The 17,036-nt window shown below is 59.0% G+C and carries 15 protein-coding genes; 6 read left to right on the forward strand and 9 right to left on the reverse strand.

Annotated elements, in window-relative coordinates; translation table 11 throughout:
* Positions 1-72: 72 nt before the first annotated feature.
* Together betT and FY550_RS15345 are read right to left on the reverse strand one after the other, a co-directional pair.
* Positions 73-2,139: a choline BCCT transporter BetT gene (gene betT / locus FY550_RS15340; protein ID WP_149054645.1), complete on the reverse strand. Its 2,067-nt coding sequence runs from the start codon at positions 2,137-2,139 to the stop codon at positions 73-75.
* 310 nt (positions 2,140-2,449) lie between these two features.
* Positions 2,450-3,133 (reverse strand): hypothetical protein, encoded by a 684-nt coding sequence (locus FY550_RS15345; RefSeq protein ID WP_149054646.1) that lies wholly within the window; start codon positions 3,131-3,133, stop codon positions 2,450-2,452.
* 237 nt (positions 3,134-3,370) lie between these two features.
* On the opposite strand from FY550_RS15345, the gene yciH reads away from it, so the two are divergent.
* The gene (gene yciH, locus FY550_RS15350; RefSeq protein WP_070979683.1) at positions 3,371-3,724 is read left to right on the forward strand and encodes a stress response translation initiation inhibitor YciH; all 354 of its coding nucleotides are present in this window, start codon (positions 3,371-3,373) and stop codon (positions 3,722-3,724) included.
* A 2-nt stretch (positions 3,725-3,726) separates the two neighbouring features.
* Positions 3,727-4,149 carry a YbaY family lipoprotein gene (locus FY550_RS15355; RefSeq protein ID WP_070979685.1) on the forward strand — a complete coding sequence of 141 codons (423 nt, stop codon included), beginning with the start codon at positions 3,727-3,729 and terminating at the stop codon, positions 4,147-4,149.
* On the opposite strand, the gene FY550_RS15360 is transcribed toward FY550_RS15355, so the two are convergent.
* The gene (locus FY550_RS15360; RefSeq protein WP_070979687.1) at positions 4,130-4,999 is read right to left on the reverse strand and encodes an NAD-dependent protein deacetylase; all 870 of its coding nucleotides are present in this window, start codon (positions 4,997-4,999) and stop codon (positions 4,130-4,132) included. The genes FY550_RS15355 and FY550_RS15360 overlap by 20 nt on opposite strands.
* A gap of 96 nt (positions 5,000-5,095) precedes the next feature.
* On the opposite strand from FY550_RS15360, the gene FY550_RS15365 reads away from it, so the two are divergent.
* Positions 5,096-5,992, forward strand: coding sequence for an NERD domain-containing protein (locus FY550_RS15365; protein WP_149054647.1), 897 nt, complete (start codon positions 5,096-5,098; stop codon positions 5,990-5,992).
* Between the two features lie 15 nt (positions 5,993-6,007).
* On the opposite strand, the gene FY550_RS15370 is transcribed toward FY550_RS15365, so the two are convergent.
* A complete protein-coding gene (locus FY550_RS15370) occupies positions 6,008-6,796 on the reverse strand; it encodes a ribonuclease T2 family protein (RefSeq protein ID WP_084388182.1) in 789 nt (262 codons plus the stop codon).
* A gap of 700 nt (positions 6,797-7,496) precedes the next feature.
* On the opposite strand from FY550_RS15370, the gene FY550_RS15375 reads away from it, so the two are divergent.
* Together FY550_RS15375 and FY550_RS15380 are read left to right on the forward strand one after the other, a co-directional pair.
* Positions 7,497-8,873 carry a maltoporin gene (locus tag FY550_RS15375; protein WP_084388183.1) on the forward strand — a complete coding sequence of 459 codons (1,377 nt, stop codon included), beginning with the start codon at positions 7,497-7,499 and terminating at the stop codon, positions 8,871-8,873.
* A 92-nt stretch (positions 8,874-8,965) separates the two neighbouring features.
* Entirely contained in the window at positions 8,966-9,919 is a 954-nt protein-coding gene (locus FY550_RS15380; protein WP_070979692.1) for a MalM family protein, read from the forward strand.
* Positions 9,920-9,973: 54 nt separating this feature from the next.
* Here FY550_RS15380 and FY550_RS15385 read toward each other — a convergent pair whose 3' ends face one another.
* The 5 genes from FY550_RS15385 to FY550_RS15405 are packed head-to-tail and all read right to left on the reverse strand — an operon-like array spanning position 9,974 to position 15,941.
* Positions 9,974-11,596, reverse strand: coding sequence for a glycoside hydrolase family 13 protein (locus FY550_RS15385; RefSeq protein WP_070979694.1), 1,623 nt, complete (start codon positions 11,594-11,596; stop codon positions 9,974-9,976).
* Between the two features lie 57 nt (positions 11,597-11,653).
* Entirely contained in the window at positions 11,654-12,757 is a 1,104-nt protein-coding gene (locus FY550_RS15390; protein ID WP_070979696.1) for an ABC transporter ATP-binding protein, read from the reverse strand.
* 41 nt (positions 12,758-12,798) lie between these two features.
* Complete coding sequence (locus tag FY550_RS15395) at positions 12,799-13,641, reverse strand: carbohydrate ABC transporter permease (protein WP_070979698.1); 843 nt, start codon at positions 13,639-13,641, stop codon at positions 12,799-12,801.
* Positions 13,638-14,657 carry a carbohydrate ABC transporter permease gene (locus FY550_RS15400; RefSeq protein WP_084388184.1) on the reverse strand — a complete coding sequence of 340 codons (1,020 nt, stop codon included), beginning with the start codon at positions 14,655-14,657 and terminating at the stop codon, positions 13,638-13,640. Before FY550_RS15400 ends, FY550_RS15395 begins: the two co-directional genes overlap by 4 nt.
* 15 nt (positions 14,658-14,672) lie before the next feature.
* Entirely contained in the window at positions 14,673-15,941 is a 1,269-nt protein-coding gene (locus FY550_RS15405) for an ABC transporter substrate-binding protein (protein WP_070979701.1), read from the reverse strand.
* A gap of 305 nt (positions 15,942-16,246) precedes the next feature.
* Here FY550_RS15405 and FY550_RS15410 point away from each other — a divergent pair, with 305 nt between their 5' ends.
* A complete protein-coding gene (locus FY550_RS15410; protein ID WP_070979703.1) occupies positions 16,247-17,029 on the forward strand; it encodes an ATP-grasp domain-containing protein in 783 nt (260 codons plus the stop codon).
* Positions 17,030-17,036 lie beyond the last annotated feature (7 nt).

The following is a 17,036-nucleotide window of genomic DNA, read 5'->3' on the forward strand; positions in this document are numbered from 1 at the left end:
CCGCATTGAAAAACCCCGGTCGCGTATTGCGACCGGGGTTTCTGTTTCAGCAACGTTGGCTGCTCAAGTGTCTCAGGCAGGGGGCTGCTCAGGGCTATCCGGCATGTTGATGCTGCCGGGCTCCTGCCGGTTAAGATGCAGGAAGTGCAGGTGCCGCTCGTACTGATCGAGAATGTCCTCGATCACCTGCTCACGGCTATACCCCATCAGATCATACCCCTGACTGCCCTCGAGCAGATGCACTTCAAGGCGATAGTACTGCGATGACGCATGCGGGGTACGCATGGCGAACGACGGCGTCGCGTAGCGACAGGTCCAGACCTGATAAGTGAAGTTCTGCTCCTCATCCATTTGGACGTTCAGGGAGAGATAGTGATCATCGTTTTGCACGCCCTGATTGATATCGACCTGAACGCCCTGCGCCTCGATCTCCTGACTGACCGATTCCATCGCCGGCCGTACGGTCTCCTCGAGAAAGCGTTTTGACTGCTTGAGATCGGGGAAACTCATGGCGCGCTTGAGACGCTGCTGCCAGCTGCGGTTACTGCCACGCTCACCACCCCCACCGGTGCGCCCGGAGAGATGCCCGGCCAGACTGAGACGGTGGCTGTCCTCCTTGAAGGCCTCGACCTTGAGCGCCTTGTAGAGCCCCGCGATCATGAAGAACAGCACAATCGAGAAGGGCAAGCCGGTGATTACCACCGCACTCTGTAGCGCGGAAAGCCCCCCGGCAAGCAACAGCGCCAGAGTCAGTACGCCGATCACCCCTGACCACAGGATACGCATCCAGATCGGCGCATCACTGTTGACGTCCTTCAGAATCGAGGTGAAGTTCGACAGTACCAGCGCCCCCGAGTCACCCGAGGTGACGAAGAACACGATCGCCAGGATACTCACCGCGATGGTGGTCAGCACCGGGAACGGATACTCCTGCAGGAACAGGTAGATACCGGCCGGCGGCGTATTCATGACCTGCTGACCGAAATCGGTCGCACCGTTCATGGCCATGTCGATGGCACTGTTACCCAAAAGCGACATCCAGATCATCATGAAGGCGATCGGCAATGTCAGCGTCCCGGCGACGAAGGTACGAATGGTGCGGCCCCTGGAGATGCGCGCCAGGAAAAGTCCCACGAACGGCCCCCAGGCAATCCACCATGCCCAGAAGAACAGTGTCCAGGCGTTGAGCCAGCTGGTGGGCGGGTCAAAGGCATAGGTATCAAACGACATGGAGACGAAGCCGGCCAGATAATCGCCAACGTTCATGACCAGCGCATTGAGCAGAAAGATCGTCTTGCCGGCAAACAGCACGAACAGCAGCAGGGCGACTGCCAGCAGAATATTGAACTCGGAGAGACGGCGAATGCCCTTTTCCACCCCGGTTACGGCAGAAATGGTGGCAAAGACCACGATCATCAGCACCAGAATGGTCTGTGTCCAGGCACTCTCGGTAATGCCGAACATGAAGTTCAGCCCATAGTTGAGCTGGATCACGCCGATCCCCAGGCTGGCCGCTATACCGAATACGGTGCCCAGTACTGCAGCGATATCCACTGCATGACCGATGGGGCCATAAATACGCTTGCCGAAGATGGGATACAGCGCACTACTGATGGTCAGCGGCAGGTTGTGCCGATAGCTGAAGAAAGCCAGCGACATACCCACCAGCGTGTAGATCCCCCAGCCTGAGAGCCCCCAGTGCATGAAGGTCAGCTGCATGGCATGACGTGCCGCCGCAACCTGATCATCGGGCGCATCGGGGGCGTTGTAGAACTGGGTCAGCGGTTCGGCCAGTGCAAAGAAAATGACGCCGATACCGATACCGGCAGAAAACAGCATCGCCGACCAGGAGAAGATATTGAAATCGGGACGCGCGTGTTCCGGCCCCAGCCGAATCTTGCCGAAGCGGGAGAGACCGATAAACAACACGAAGGCGAGATAGATCACAACCGTGAGGAAGTAATACCAGCCAAAGGTATGGGATATCCAGCCCAGAATGGCATTAATGACGGCGTTGGCCCGCTCGGTATCGATCATCGTCCACAGCGAGAAGACGACAATACCGATCACCGAGCCATAAAAGACCACCGGATTGAGCCGATCCCGCGATGCGGTGTCATTGTCGGTTTGTGCGCTCATGGGGTTCCTGATGGTTCAAGAAGTGAAATGAAAACGATTGGATCGCCGAAGATGCGATCCTCGACAGGCAGGTCCAATGCATGGGGCATCCTCGGGAAGCGGTCTCCCTGAAAAACCGGTTGAGCGATGCTGCATCAATAGCTGCCGCCACTATCGTCTCTTTATTTTAATGAGTGTTCAAGAAAATGCACTTATAGAAATAGTGCTTTTTAAAAATCGTTTTTTATTAATGAAAGAAAAGGAGGGGCATTAAACAATACGAGCGCCCGGGACCGGGCGCTCTGGGAGGGCATCAGGCAATCACGCGCCTTCAGAAGGTATATTCGATACCGATTACGGCCACCGGGTAAACATGATACTTGTTCAGATCATCCCGGATGTCATCTTCCTGGCGATCCGCTTCGCGACGCAGCTCTTCCCGAACGGCCGGGTTGGAGGTCGCGCTGCCACGTGGCGTAATGGAGACATCAGGATCGATCCAGAAAGCGCCGGCCTCGGCATAGAAACCCAGTCCGGATTTCATGCTGTTGCGCCAGCCCAGTCCCAGGTAGGGTTCCACGCTGTCGGACAGCTTCGCTCGACCATCAAGACGCGCCAGATCATCGGTGCTGTAGGTATTGCCACCATACTGGAACGAGTCCGGTGCACCTTCATAATGACCCGTTGCCTTCAGCTGAACATCCGGGCGCACTGCACCGGCAGACAGGAAGAATCCTCCGGCCCAGGGGAAGTAATCCAGCTTGAGACTATAAATATCGGAATCGATCTCGCCGTCATAGTCGACGTCACGATTGTTGTAATCGAGGCTGTCATAATTGAAGCCGCTATAGCCGGCGGTCAGTGCAAAGTAGTCACTGAAACGCCAGCTGACACTACCGCCAAAACCGGTCGTACCGGCCTGCGCACCGACCGACCAGTGATCAGCCGCCTGAGCGTTCAAGCCGGTAGAGAGCAGCAGCGCCCCGGTCAGCGCCGTCGAAGCAAAACGAAGCATGTCAGACGATTCCCCTGAATGGTATTTGGTATTCGTGTAACGATGATCACTGGCAAAACAGTTCTGCTGCCGTCTCCGGTGATCGACTGGCTCTCATGTTGCCCCATTCCCCCCGGGCGCAAGGATCGAATACCCTGTGGTAATACGTTCTATTCAGGCTATGGTGTCGTCCCGGACAAAACGCTCCCTGACACTTGCCATCCATTTTTCCATGGCGCCACACTCCGGAGAGTCAGCATGTCCTCACTGCGTGATCAACTGAGCCGCCAGGTGTATTCCACCGAGCAGGGTGATCTGCGCAAGCAGTCGTCCGATACGCACGATGCCGAAGACGACCGGCTGGCGCAGCTGGATGGCATTGTGCGTATCCGACGTGAAAAGTCGGGTCGCAAGGGCAAGGGGGTCACTGTCATCCAGGGCTTACCGCTGCGTGAAGCGGAACTCAAGCCCCTGTTGCAGGCGTTGAAGAAACGCTGCGGTAGTGGTGGCGCGCTCAAGGACGGGGTGCTGGAAATTCAGGGGGATCATCGCGACACCCTCAAATCGGAGCTCGAGCGGCGCGGCTACACTGTAAAACTGGCGGGTGGTTGAGCATGCATCGACGACATATCGGCAACCGGCTGGCGCTGCTCTTCATCGCCATGACAATGAGCGGATGCAGCCTGTTTGGCAGCAGTCAACAACTGCAGACGGTCTCGGGACAGCTGACCACCGATACCGCGACCACCCTGCCGGCATCCGCCACGGTTGAAGTGCGCCTGATCGAGGTCGGTAACGCTCATGCCACGCTGGCCACGACCGAGCTGCCCTCACCCGGCCGCTTTCCGATCGATTATCAGCTTCGCTACGCCAGCGATATTCACCAGACCGATCACCAGTACATGCTGGATGCCACCATTCGCGTCAACGGTCAGGTGCGCTATCTCAACGAGCACCCTGTCTCCCTGCCCACGAATGATCAGTCCGGCCAGGTGCGAGACATTCCCATGGTCCCGGTCAATCACTCGGGGGCATGACCGCAAGCAGGGTCGCCAGCCCCACATCGATCCGGTCATGCTTGAAGGTGAAAAGCTCATCGGCCCGGGTACGACCGCGATTGAAGCAGAAGATCGGCATGGCTTGTCGTGCTGCATGACGGGCGAAGCGATAGCCCGAGAACACCATCAGCGATGAACCGATCACCAGCAGTGCATCGGCTCGCGCGAGCATGCCCATGGCTCGGTCGAGGCGCGGACGTGACACGTTATCGCCGAAGAACACCACATCAGGCTTGAGAATACCGCTGCTGCAGCGGGGGCACTCTGCCAGCCGAAAGCTGGAAAAATCCACCTCCTCGAGATCGGCATCGCCATCGGGCGCCACTTCGGCCTCCATCCCGACCCAGTCGGGATTGAGCGTGGCGAGGTGTTCATGCAACGCATTACGCTTGAGCAGCAGATTGCACTGCATGCAGCGCACCAGATCGGCACGTCCGTGCAGATCAATGACCTGTCGAGTGCCGGCCTTCTGATGCAGCCGATCGACATTCTGGGTAATGATGCCTGCCAGATGACCGCGCCGCTCAAGCTCGGCAAGATCACGATGTGCCGTCCCCGGCACTGCTCCGGCCAGTAGCCGATATCCCACCAGACTGCGCGCCCAGTAGCGACGGCGTGACCACTCGCTGGCCATATAGGTCTGATGGGTCATGGGTTGAGGGCGCTTCCAGGCCCCGCTTTCATCACGATAATCGGGAATACCGCTATCGGTGCTGATACCGGCGCCGGTCAGTACACACAGCCGCCGGCCCTGCACCCTGTCGGCCAGCTCTGCGAGAACATCGTCACAAGGTGACACTTCGTGGTTGCCGGTTACCTGCAAACTCATGACACTGCTGCTCTCCTGGTCGATCGGACGTAGTCCCCGCGAGCGACTACCGTTACCATGAGTCCCTGTCAGCTCTCACTTCCGTGGAACCTGCCCATGGCCTGGCTTGAATACCTGCTGCCCCTGATCTTTCTCGCCCCGCCCTGCGCCACCGCACTCGTGGTCATTGCTCTGCGCCATCTGTTTACCCGCCGGCTGATCTCTCCGATCGATCACAAGCCACTGCGCGAACCCGGCCAGAACGTCCGCGACCGACTCGATATCGCCCAGACCCGGTTATTTCTGGTCGGTGCCCTGGGGCCCATCATGGTCATGCTGCCCCTGGTGTATGGCATGGGCCGCATGCTGTTTGCGCCACGCCAGGACTGGGTCGAATGGAGCCTCTATGGCCTGTTGTGCACGCTCGCGGTCATGATCGCCTGCGGATTGCTGATGCGCCTGCACTACCACATCACGCATCTGCGCCTGAGCCTCTCCTGTGCTCTGGGCGTACACCATACGCTCAACGAGGTCTGCCATCAGGCCTCACTGGAAGAGCAGCGTGTCATCGATCTGCTGCATGACATTCCCGGCGATGGTTTCAGTATCGGTCATGTAGTGCTGACCCATCAGGCCATCTTCGCGATCACGACCAAGGGACGTCAGCGTCCGCCCTATACCACGGCAGAGAGCCCGGTCAGGGTCAGCGGGGAGCGTTTGCTGTTTCCGCATAATGAGGAACGTCGCCCCCTGCGTGAAGCGCGTCGCGCCGAACGATGGCTGGCCGCACAGATCAATCGCCATGCCAGCGATACCATTCCGGTGTACGCCGTACTGGTGTTGCCGGGCTGGCAGATCGAACATGACGACAGGATGGGGGATGTCAGCGTCGTCAATGAAACCGGGCTGGCGAAGCTGATTACAGAGGCCAGAGCCGAGAACATTTCCATCGAACAGTACCGGCGGATTGATCGCCTCCTGCGCGAGCGCCTGCGCCACGACCTGCGTCCCTGAACGCCACCCTATCGGTCATTTTAGCCCCCGGCGGGAGGCGTCAGTGATCAGTAGCCGCCCCGGACAGTTGCCCGGCTCGAGCGGTGCCAGCGAATGCGGCTGTGGAAAATCTTCCAGCGCCTGACGATGAATGCCGACAGCGATACCGGTCAGCCATGCCACATTATCCCGGCGCTCGCAGGTCAATCTCAGTGCGCGACTGTTTTTAACATGAAAGGTGGCTCGAAAGCGCTCCAGCAGGGTCTCACGCGCCACCATGGTGCCTGCACGCAAACGTACGAAGTCACTCCAGTCACTGTCATTGAACTGCCGATACAGACGAAGCGCCGTATCGAAATATGTTTGTGCCGAAACACCGAAACAGACGGCATGTTTGGTGTATTCATGACGCTCCAGACAGCTTGCCGTACCGGGCATGGCCTGATCGAGCTGGTTCTGCAGGGTATCGTCCAGTACCAGCGGTGTCAGGCGACAAAAGCCACCCTGTGGTTCACCACTGAAATGATAACAGCCCGTCTGCCACCACTCGCTCTGCGTCACCCCCTGGTGTTGCAGCTGGTCAGGTAGCGAGGGCCAAAGCCCATGCAGTACCAGCTGGGCACCGGGGCGGGCCGCACCACACTCTGACCGGCCCCGCCCTTCGGTCTGACAGAACCCGGGATGCCAGCTCAGCGCCAGAGTGTAATGATCGAAATCGGCAAAACGCACCGGGGTCAGCGGCGGCTGCGCTGTAGCCGCTTTCATGGCCAACAGGGCAGCAAGTACCACGCCGATGAATCGCCATACCCCTGATGCCATTCTCATCGTCAATCTCTCCCGGCCTCTTCCAGCCTTTGCGGCAGAGCAGAGCCTGTCATGTCATGCCGATCACATGATGCATTCAGCACAATTTCGGCATCCGGACCGAGCATTCTCTATCAGGCATTCAGTCTGAGATCCACACGCTCAACACCACCTTTTCGATACACGGAATTCGACTTTGGTCATCATATACCATTGTCAAAGTGACAAATATCTCATGTTCCACAAAGATGGCAGCACAAGGGAATACAAGCATTCATAACGATACCAACGGAGCCAGCGCAATGGGGACAATCTGCAACCGTACCCGAGCCGGAATGCGCATCAACAATAATACTTCATGCATGACGGCTACCGCTGAAAACGTCTCCGAATACCGGTTTGGCGCCCTTGGAACCTTCTGCCTGAACGATGCCACTCCGGTACTGAAACTGCAGAGTATCGATATATCGTTTTGTGCAAATTCGGCCATACCACCGTCATGATGACACATCAGGCGGTGGCTTTTGCCTGTCCTGTTGCAGAGGACTTCGACCATTTTTCGATGCCCCACTTTCAAATAAAAAAGGCTTTTTATGGAAAAGAAGGCATCGACCAATAACAAGACAAACACACAACCAACGAATATTTCAGAGCTGATTGCTTAACTACCGGAACGCCCTTCTGGCCTGACAACAACCTGTAAAAATCAAGGGATCAACACATGAAAATCAGAAACTGCCACGCCTTTCACCGGCCATTGATGCTGGGTTTGCTGGGGGCCACCTGTCTGGCACCAACGCTGGCACATGCTGCCATCAATCCGGATTTCTTCGGTTATGCGCGTTCCGGTATCGGTTCGACTGCCGGCGGCGGTAGTCAGACCTGTTTCAAGGCCGCCGGCGCCCCGGCCAAGTATCGTCTCGGCAACGAGTGCGAGACCTATGCGGAAATCGGACTGGGCGCTCAGCTCTATCAGCAGCAGGACACCACCTTCGGATTTTCCAGCCGAGTGGCTTATGTCACTGATCAGGGCAATGACTCTGAATCACTTTATAATGACGGCAATGATATCGCCCTGCGCGAGATGTATGTGACCGGCACCAATGCCATTGATGGCCTGCCGGGCGCCGAGCTCTGGGCGGGCAAACGCTTCTACAAGCGTCACGACATCCACATGAATGACTTCTACTACTGGGATCTCTCCGGCCCCGGTGTCGGTCTGGCGGATATCGATGTCGGTACCGGTAAACTCAGTTTCGCCTGGGTACGAAGCAGCAGCAGCGATACTGAAAACTTCCCGGATGCCAACGAACGCCTTTCCGACGACACCATTGATGTCCGCTGGACGGATATCCCGGTCAACCCGGATGGCACCCTGCAATTGGGTATCGATTACGGTCGGTCTTCCATTGCCAACTGGCAGAAGGATTTCTACGACGATAACAACATCGATTACGACGATGGCGACAAGGGCTGGATGGCCACCGTCGAACACACCCAGGCCAACTGGTTCGGTGGCAACAATATCATTGCCCTGCAGTATGCCACCGATGGCATCATCACCAGCGATGGCAATGCCGTGGGCCGGGCTGCCGGCGGATCGGTCTCTCAGGATGGCGATATGTGGCGCATCCTCGATCACGGCCATACCTGGCTGATCCCCAACAAGCTCGATATGCTCTACGCCGTCATCTACGAAGACAAGGATCTGGATGACAACACCGGCCGCAAGTGGTTCTCCGCCGGCGTTCGCCCGGTCTACTACTGGACCGATATCATGAGCACGGCCGTCGAGCTGGGCTATGACCACATCAACCCGCAGAGCAATGTCGGTTACAATGATAACAACCATCATGTGACCAAACTGACCATTGCCCAGCAGTGGTCTGCCGGTCGCGGCGCCATGGTGCGGCCGACCATCCGTCTGTTCGCCACCTATGCCAAGTGGAACGGCGACGCCTATACCGAGCGTAACCCCGACACTGGAGCCGCAGGAGCCAACTCACTGGATACCTCGGCCGGGCCCAACAACGTCGACTTCGATGATGGCGATGGCCTGACCTTCGGTGCCCAGATGGAAGTCTGGTTCGGTGGCTAAGCAACGCCGGTGATTCACTTATAGTCTACTGTTCATGTCTTTGGCCCCGAGGTTGTGCTTCGGGGCCCTTTTCCGTATCGGGATACAGCTTCATGAAACGAACCCCGCTTACCCTGTTGACCACTACGCTGGTGATTGGCCTGGCCGGTTGCTCATCGATGTCCGCTCAGACTGCCTCGTCAGCACAGATGAGCCGGGGCGGCCAGGCACTGCTGAGTCAAACCAGTGACTGTTGCAGCACTCTGGCCGGACTGCCCTATCAGTCACTCCAGAGCGGTCAGAGTCGCACGCTGACGTTCAACGCCGATACGCCAGCGCATCAGTTCAGCGACGGCAAGAGCTTCTTTCACGCCTTTGCCCTGCCGGACAGCCGCCAGCCGCTGGTGCTGCAAGTCACCAGTCCGATCGATCAGCAGCAGGTGTTTGCGCCTTCCCTGTTGTTGCTCGACAACAACTTCCAGCCGGTAGAGCGGGTGGGGAGCGACCAGCTGACCTATCAGGGCCCCAATGGGTTCCGCGACTCCCGGCTGACCGGGAGTTTCAGCGTCATGCCCGGGCCTGATGCTGCCTATGTGGTGCTCTACACCAGTGACAGCGATCGCGCCGCCACGACCACGTATGAAAACCCGGAAAAGGTCTATGCCCGCGTTCGCGGTTTGGCTGAACCCGCGCTACCCGATCCGGTAGCCGCACATACGGCGACCGGCAAGATGACGCTCGAGGTGTCCAACGCAGCCGAGCGTAACGGTTTGCTGGCGCCACTGACCGGTGACGCTGTGCCTACGCCACTCAACGATACCCGGCCCCGCTCGGCAGCCCCGACAGCCACTGCCGGCAGCACCGGGATGCGCTCGTCCTCCGCGGCCGCACCATCACAACAGAACGCACCGGCACAACAGGCGCTGGATTACCGCCGCATGATTCGAGCGGCGCTCAAGGCAGGTGATATCGAACTGGCCATGCAACTGGCCGATCGTGCCGAAAGTGCCGGACAGACCGGCACACGTGCCTGGTTGGCGAAGCAGCTCAAAACAGCCACGCCCTGATCGTTCACGACTCGCGGCCACCACGTCACTGACGTGGCGGCCGCTACAGTGGCATCAGTCGACCAGCCAGACTGCGGCATTACCGGAGAGCGTATCGACCGGCAGCGGACCGGGCAGGCTGCAGGCCAGCACACTGCCGGCTGATGAAGGCAGGGCAACAGGCTCACTGCCGAGATTGATAAGGGCCGTCAGCCTGCCATTGCGCAGCATCAGCGCGGTCTCGCTCGGACTCTCCAGCCACTCGAGCTGGCCTTCTCCCAGATCATGTTCACGGCGCAGCGCCAGCAGCTGACGATAGAGTGTCAGGGTGGACGTATCGTCCGCCTCCTGGACATCCACCGCATAGCGGTGGAAAGTCTCCGGCTGCGGCAGCCAGGGCATGCCCTCACAGCCGAACCCATACGCTGGCGCATCCGCCTGCCAGGGCAATGGAACACGACAGCCATCACGCCCGATCTCGCGGCCACCGGTGCGGCGATAGGTCGGATCCTGACGGTATTCGGCCGCCATGGTGGTGTGATCCGGCAGGCCAAGCTCCTCGCCCTGATAGAGATAGACAGAACCGGGCAGTGCCAGCGTCAGCATGATGGCCGCTCGGGCACGGCGCAGTCCCAGCGCCTCATCAGGCTGTTCACCATGGGCATCGATACCATGCGGTCGGGCACCAGGCTGCGACAGCCCCAGCCGTGAGGCATGACGCACACCATCATGATTGGACATGACCCATGTGGTCGGCGCGCCCACCGCATGGGTCTGGGCCAGCGAGTCATCGATCACTTCGCGTAATTCCCCGGCATCCCAGCGCGCCAGCAGATAGTCGAAGTTGAAGGCCTGCTGCATCTCGTTACGACGGATATAGTGCGCCAACCGCGCCTGTGGTCTGACCCAGGCCTCGGCGACCATCATGCGGTCACCGTCGTACTCCTCGAGAATCTGATGCCAGCGACGATAGATATCGTGGACTTCGTCCTGATCCCACATCGGCCCCATACTGCCGCCTTCCACCATCGCCTGGCTGCCATCCCAGTCGGGTAGACCGGGCTGCTTGATCAGGCCATGTGCAACATCAACCCGGAAGCCATCAACCCCGCGATCGAGCCAGAAACGCAGGACATCATCGAACTCGTCGCGCACTTCCGGATTGCGCCAGTCCAGATCGGGCTGCTTGCTGTCAAAAAGGTGCAGATACCACTGTCGCTCACCCGGCACCCGGGTCCAGGCCGCGCCGCCAAAGACGCTCTGCCAGTTGTTGGGCGGCAGCTCACCATGCTCCCCCTGCCCCTCCCGGAACATGTAGCGTGCCCGCTCCGGACTACCTTCGGGGGCAGCCAGCGCCGCCCGGAACCAGGCGTGCTCATCCGAGGTATGGTTGGGCACCAGATCGACTATGATCCGCATGTCCAGGGCATGAGCCTGCTTCAGCATGGCATCGAAATCGGCCAGCTGACCGAACAGCGGGTCGACATCACGATAATCCGCCACGTCGTAGCCGGCATCTGCCTGTGGGGATCGATAGAACGGTGACAACCAGATGGCGTCAACGCCCAGCCGAGCCAGGTACGGCAGACGATCGACAATGCCCGGCAGGTCCCCCAGGCCATCGCCGTTGCCGTCCATGAAGCTGCGTGGATAGATCTGATAGATGACCGCACTGCGCCACCAAGCCTGCTGCGTCATGTTCTACTCCCGGAGTCATTGGTATTGGACCATGAGCGATCGTGACAGCCTGCCGTATCAGGCAGCAGCCTGCGTACGGGTGATCGGCAATGCGTGCCCCTCGCGATCGAACAGATGAACGTGTTCGGTTTCCGGCTTCAGCGCCACCCGATCACCGCGCGCCAGCGCGGAAGGCGCCTCGACCCGACACACCAGCGTGCCGCTGTTGCCACCCTCAAGATAGAGATAGACCTCGTTGCCCAGATACTCCACATTGGTCACGGTAAAGCCGTGGCTATCCTCGGCAGGACACGGACGCAGGTGCTCCGGACGAATCCCCAGCGTGAGCGTCTCACCGGCACTTCGGGAATGCGCCTGCTGTCTCAGCGTCAGCTTGCCGATACCGTCCAGATGTACCTGGCACCCTTCATCATGGGTCTCGATCAGTGTGGCGTCGAGGAAGTTCATCTTCGGTGACCCGATGAACCCGGCCACGAAATGCGATGCCGGCTGCTCATAGAGTTCACGAGGGGTACCCACCTGCTCGACCCGCCCGGCATTGAGCACCACGATCCTGTCAGCCAGGGTCATCGCCTCGATCTGGTCATGGGTGACATAAATCATGGTCGATCCCAGGCGAGCATGAAGCCGGGCAATCTCATTGCGCATCTGCACCCGCAGCGCTGCATCCAGATTGGAAAGCGGCTCGTCAAACAGCAGGATACGCGGCTCGCGCGCCATGGCGCGTCCTATGGCGACCCGCTGGCGCTGCCCCCCGGAAAGGGCTTTCGGACGTCGATCCAGCAACGCTTCGAGTTGTAGCGTGGCAGCTGTCTGGCGCACCCGTTCGTCCACGGTCTGTCGGGAGGTCTTGTCCAGCTTCAGACCAAAGGCCATGTTCTGGTAGACCGTCATGTGCGGGTAGAGCGCATAGGACTGGAACACCATACCGATACCGCGTTCACGGGGGGTGAGCTGATTGACCTGCTGCTCCCCGATACTAAGGGTCCCTCGGGTAATCGATTCCAGACCGGCGATCAGTCTCAGCAGCGTGGATTTGCCACAGCCGGAAGGGCCGACAAACACCACGAACTCACCATCGTTGATGGCCAGTGAAACGTCCTCGATCACCCGGGTACTGCCAAAGCGCTTGCTGATCCGTTCCAGTGTGACATTCGCCATGTCGCCTCCCGAGGCAGGAAGTCCGAAAAGAGAAAACCCGGTCAGCCCTTGACCGCGCCAGCCGTCAGGCCTGACACGATACGGCGCTGGAAGATCAGCACCAGAATCACCAGCGGCACGGTGACAATGACCGAAGCGGCCATGATCGGCCCCCAGGGCAGTTCGTACTGACTCCCTCCCGAAATCAGGGCAATGGCCACCGGCACGGTGCGCTGGGAGTCAGTCAGGGTGAAGGTCAGCGCAAACAGAAACTCGTTCCAGGCTGCAATAAAGGCCAGTAGACCGGTCGTTGCCATGGCCGGCCACATCAGCGGCATGAAGACTCGGGTCAGGGTGACCCAGGGCGTGGCACCATCCACGATGGCGGCCTCTTCGAGTTCATCGGGGAGCTGACGCATGAAGGTGGTGAGAATCCATACCGTAAATGGCAGGGTAAAAATGATATAGCTGAGGATCAGCCCACCCGGAGAGTTATAGAGATTGAGTGTCCGAATGACTTCGAACAGCCCGGAGAGCACGGCCACCTGCGGAAACATCGAAACGCCAAGCACGATCATCAGCACCGTGGCACGCCCGCGAAAACGAACCCGACCGAGAGCGTAGGCCGCCGTCAGCCCCAGCAGCAGAGCGATCGCCACCACGCTGACGGCCACCACAATCGAGTTCCAGATACTCGCAACAAATGATCCTTGCGACAGCACGCTGGCATAGTTGGAAAAATCCAGACTGCTCAGCCAGTAGTCGACCCGAAAGAGTTCACTTGACGGCTTGAGCGAGGTAATCACGGCATAATAAAAGGGGAAGACGGCATAGAGCATCAGTACCGCGACCAACAGCCAGAACCCGATCCCGAGCAGCACCTGTTTGAAGCGACGCAGCGTCATGACCCACCTCCCAGCTGACGGCGGCCAAGGTAGAGATAGATGACAGTGATCAGGGCAATGATCAGAAACAGCAGCGTCGATGCCGCGCTGCCATACCCCACGTCCTGAAATTCCACCAGCTGCTGACGGGCATAGACCGACATGGTCATGGTATTGGCGGAATTCGAGGTCAGCACATAAATGACATCGAATACGCGCAGTGCATCGAGTGCCCGGAAGATGATCGCCACCAGCAGCGCCGGCATGATCAGGGGCAGCGTCACCCGAAAGAACACCCGTACCGGATGGACACCATCCACTTTCGCGGCTTCATAACAATCCGAGGGCAGCATCTGCAGCGCTGCCAGCACCAGCAACGCGACAAAGGGCGTGGCCTTCCAGACATCCACCATGATCACTGCCCACATCGACAGATTCGCATCTGCCGTCCATGCCAGTGGTGTATCAATCACGCCCAGCGTCATCAGCAGGTGGTTGATGATGCCGAACTGGTCATTGAGCATCCACGCCCACATCTTCGCCGACACGATCGTGGGAATGGCCCAGGGGATCAGCATGGCGGCCCGCACCAGCGTTCTGCCCGGGAAACGGGCATTGAGCACCAGTGCCACGATAATGCCGAGCACGGTTTCCAGACTGACCGAGACGATCGTGAAGTACACCGTGTTCCATACGGCCTGCCACCATAGAGGATCTGCCAGCAGGCCATACCAACCGCTGTCGTCATGAACGAGGTAGTTCTCGAAGCCGATGAAATGCGCCCCGCTCATGCTGCCGAGATCGGCGTCGGTAAAGCTGAACCAGAAAGTGCGCATCAGCGGCCAGCCGGCGACCAGTGCCAGACCCACCAGCATCGGCGTCAGAAACAGCCAGGCCGCCCGAACCCGCTGTCGGCGCACACGGGTACCACGTTCACGCCTCTCGGGCTCATCCTCCCGTTCGACCTGGCCTTGAGCGTGAGCCACGGCAGACTGTGGCTCTGCTGTACCGGGTGGCAGTGTATTGCGAGTCGACATGACCACCCCCTGTACTTACCAGTGGCGCCGCTTGATACGCTTGAGCTCGCCTTCCAGATTCGACAGCCCCTGCTCGGGCTCGACGCTTCCCGCCAGTACGCTATGCACGGTATTGAAAAAGGCATTCGAGACTCGGCTGTAATTATCGCCGGTCACGGCAGAGGGGCGGGGCACACCGGACGTGAAGGTCTTGTAGAGCGTGCCGAAGAAGGGCACGGCAGCAAGCACCTGCTGGTCCTTGTAAAGCGACTCGATGGTCGGGTTGTAGGAAGCTTCAATGGCGCGTCGCTTCTGTTCTTTGGGCCCGGTCAGATAGGCGACCAGTTCCGCGGCCAATTGCGGATGCTGACTGTATTTCGAGACCGCCAGGTTCCAGCCCCCGAGCGTGGCCACATGCTGTCCGTTTTCTCCCCCCTTCGGCAGTATTGCGACACCCACCTTGTCCTTGATGTCACTCTGATCGCTCTGCGCCAGCGCCCATGCATAGGGCCAGTTGCGCATAAAGACAGCATCGCCGGACTGGAAGACCCCGCGCGCTTCCTCTTCGGTGTAATTGAGCACGCCGCGCGGTGAGATGGTGCCAATCCAGCTCGATGCCAGCTTCAGAGCCTCTGCCGCATCGGGATTGTCGATGGTGATATCGCCCTGCGAATTGACGATGGTGCCACCGTTCGGATAGCTGTCGATCCACTCCAGCGCATTACAGGTCAGCCCCTCATAGGCCCGGCCCTGGAAGACATACCCCCACATCCGGTCATGCCCGGCCTTGCGCTCTCCCTGCTGAATGGTTGTGGCAGTATCCGTCAACTGCTGCCAGGTCTCTGGCACCGGCTTGTCATACTGCTCCAGCAGATCCTTGCGGTAATAAAGCACGCCGGCATCGGTAAACCACGGCATCGCCACCAGCCGACCATCAATGGTGTTGTTATCGATCAATGCCTTGAACTGACCCTGTGTTGCATCCTCGGGCAGATACTGGTGCAGATCGGCCAGATGCGATGCCAGCATGCCCGGCCAGACCACATCGATCTGCATGACATCAATATCACTGGACTGTGCATTGAGGATCTGCTGATAGAGCGACAGGCGCTCGGTGGAGGAGTTCGGTGTCGAAATCACATTGACCGTATGCCCGGTCTGTTTTTCCCAGATCGCAACCCCTTCCTTGCACAGCTGAAGTTCGGCGCCCACCGCCCCACAGGAAATGGTGAGATCCGCCGCCTGTGCCTGAACGGCCACCAGCCCGGTCAGGGCCACGATATTCACCCAGGAGAACACTTTCATGAGACCTCCGGCTGCATCCAGCGCCTGTTTTAATTGTTGACAGAACATCAGTAACAACCGGCAAACGGCCCCACAAGCTGTACCTTGGTCGCTTGTGCCAAGGTCTATACCACCTATGGCACAGGCGCTGCGGTCCATGCCTGAACCACGAGATCGCTTTCATCAGCTTGTCAGAAGACGCTCATGACGCCTCATTGGGTTAATGCCATGGGAGCGGGCTATCATGGCCCGATGAGATTGGTGTCAAACAATTGATGCAGGATGTACCCCACCCGACCCGAATGATCCGGACATACAGTCGCGTTATGAAACTGATTACCTTCGACGCTTTTCGTACCCTGGGCGTGGCCGGCGTGCGCTATATCAAACCCGAGCGCATGTACGATCATCTGGAAGAAATCCGCTCGGCCGACTGGCTGCTGTTCCCGAGCTACTGGCAGATCAATACATTGCTGTTCGGTCTGCACAAACGGACCTTTCCCTCGCCGGCCACCTACTATCTGGGACACAACAAGGTCGAACAGACCCGGGTCATTCGGGCAGTCTTTCCCGATGCCATGCCTCCCACCGAGATCCAGCCCGCCACACGTGCCGGTATCGACGTGATCGAGCAGGCCTTCGATTACCCGCTGATCGTCAAGGAGATCCGCAGCGCCCAGGGCCACGGTGTACATCTGCTCTGGAATCGCGAAGAACTGGAACGCTTTGCCGAAGCGCACGAGACCCTTTATGTGCAGCCACGACTACCGATCGACCGTGACCTGCGCATTGTGATCGTGGGGGATGAAGTACTCACCGCCTATTGGCGAATTACCCCCCTCGGCGGCTATCGGGCCAATGTCTCTCAGGGGGGTGATATCGTCTTCGATGAGATACCGCAGGCCGCCATCGACATGGCGCTTGATGTGGCCAAACGGCTGGATATCGATCATGCCGGCTTCGATATCGCGATGGTCGAGGGGGTACCCGTACTGCTCGAATTCAACCGGCTCTTCGGCAATCAGGGCATCGCGAACGCCAGTCGCGAGCTGGGCGGCGCCATGCAACGCTGGCTGGAGCGATGTTCACGAGCACGCTCACCCGAATGATGGCGCC

Source organism: Kushneria phosphatilytica, from assembly GCF_008247605.1.
Taxonomy (GTDB): Bacteria; Pseudomonadota; Gammaproteobacteria; order Pseudomonadales; family Halomonadaceae; genus Kushneria; species Kushneria phosphatilytica.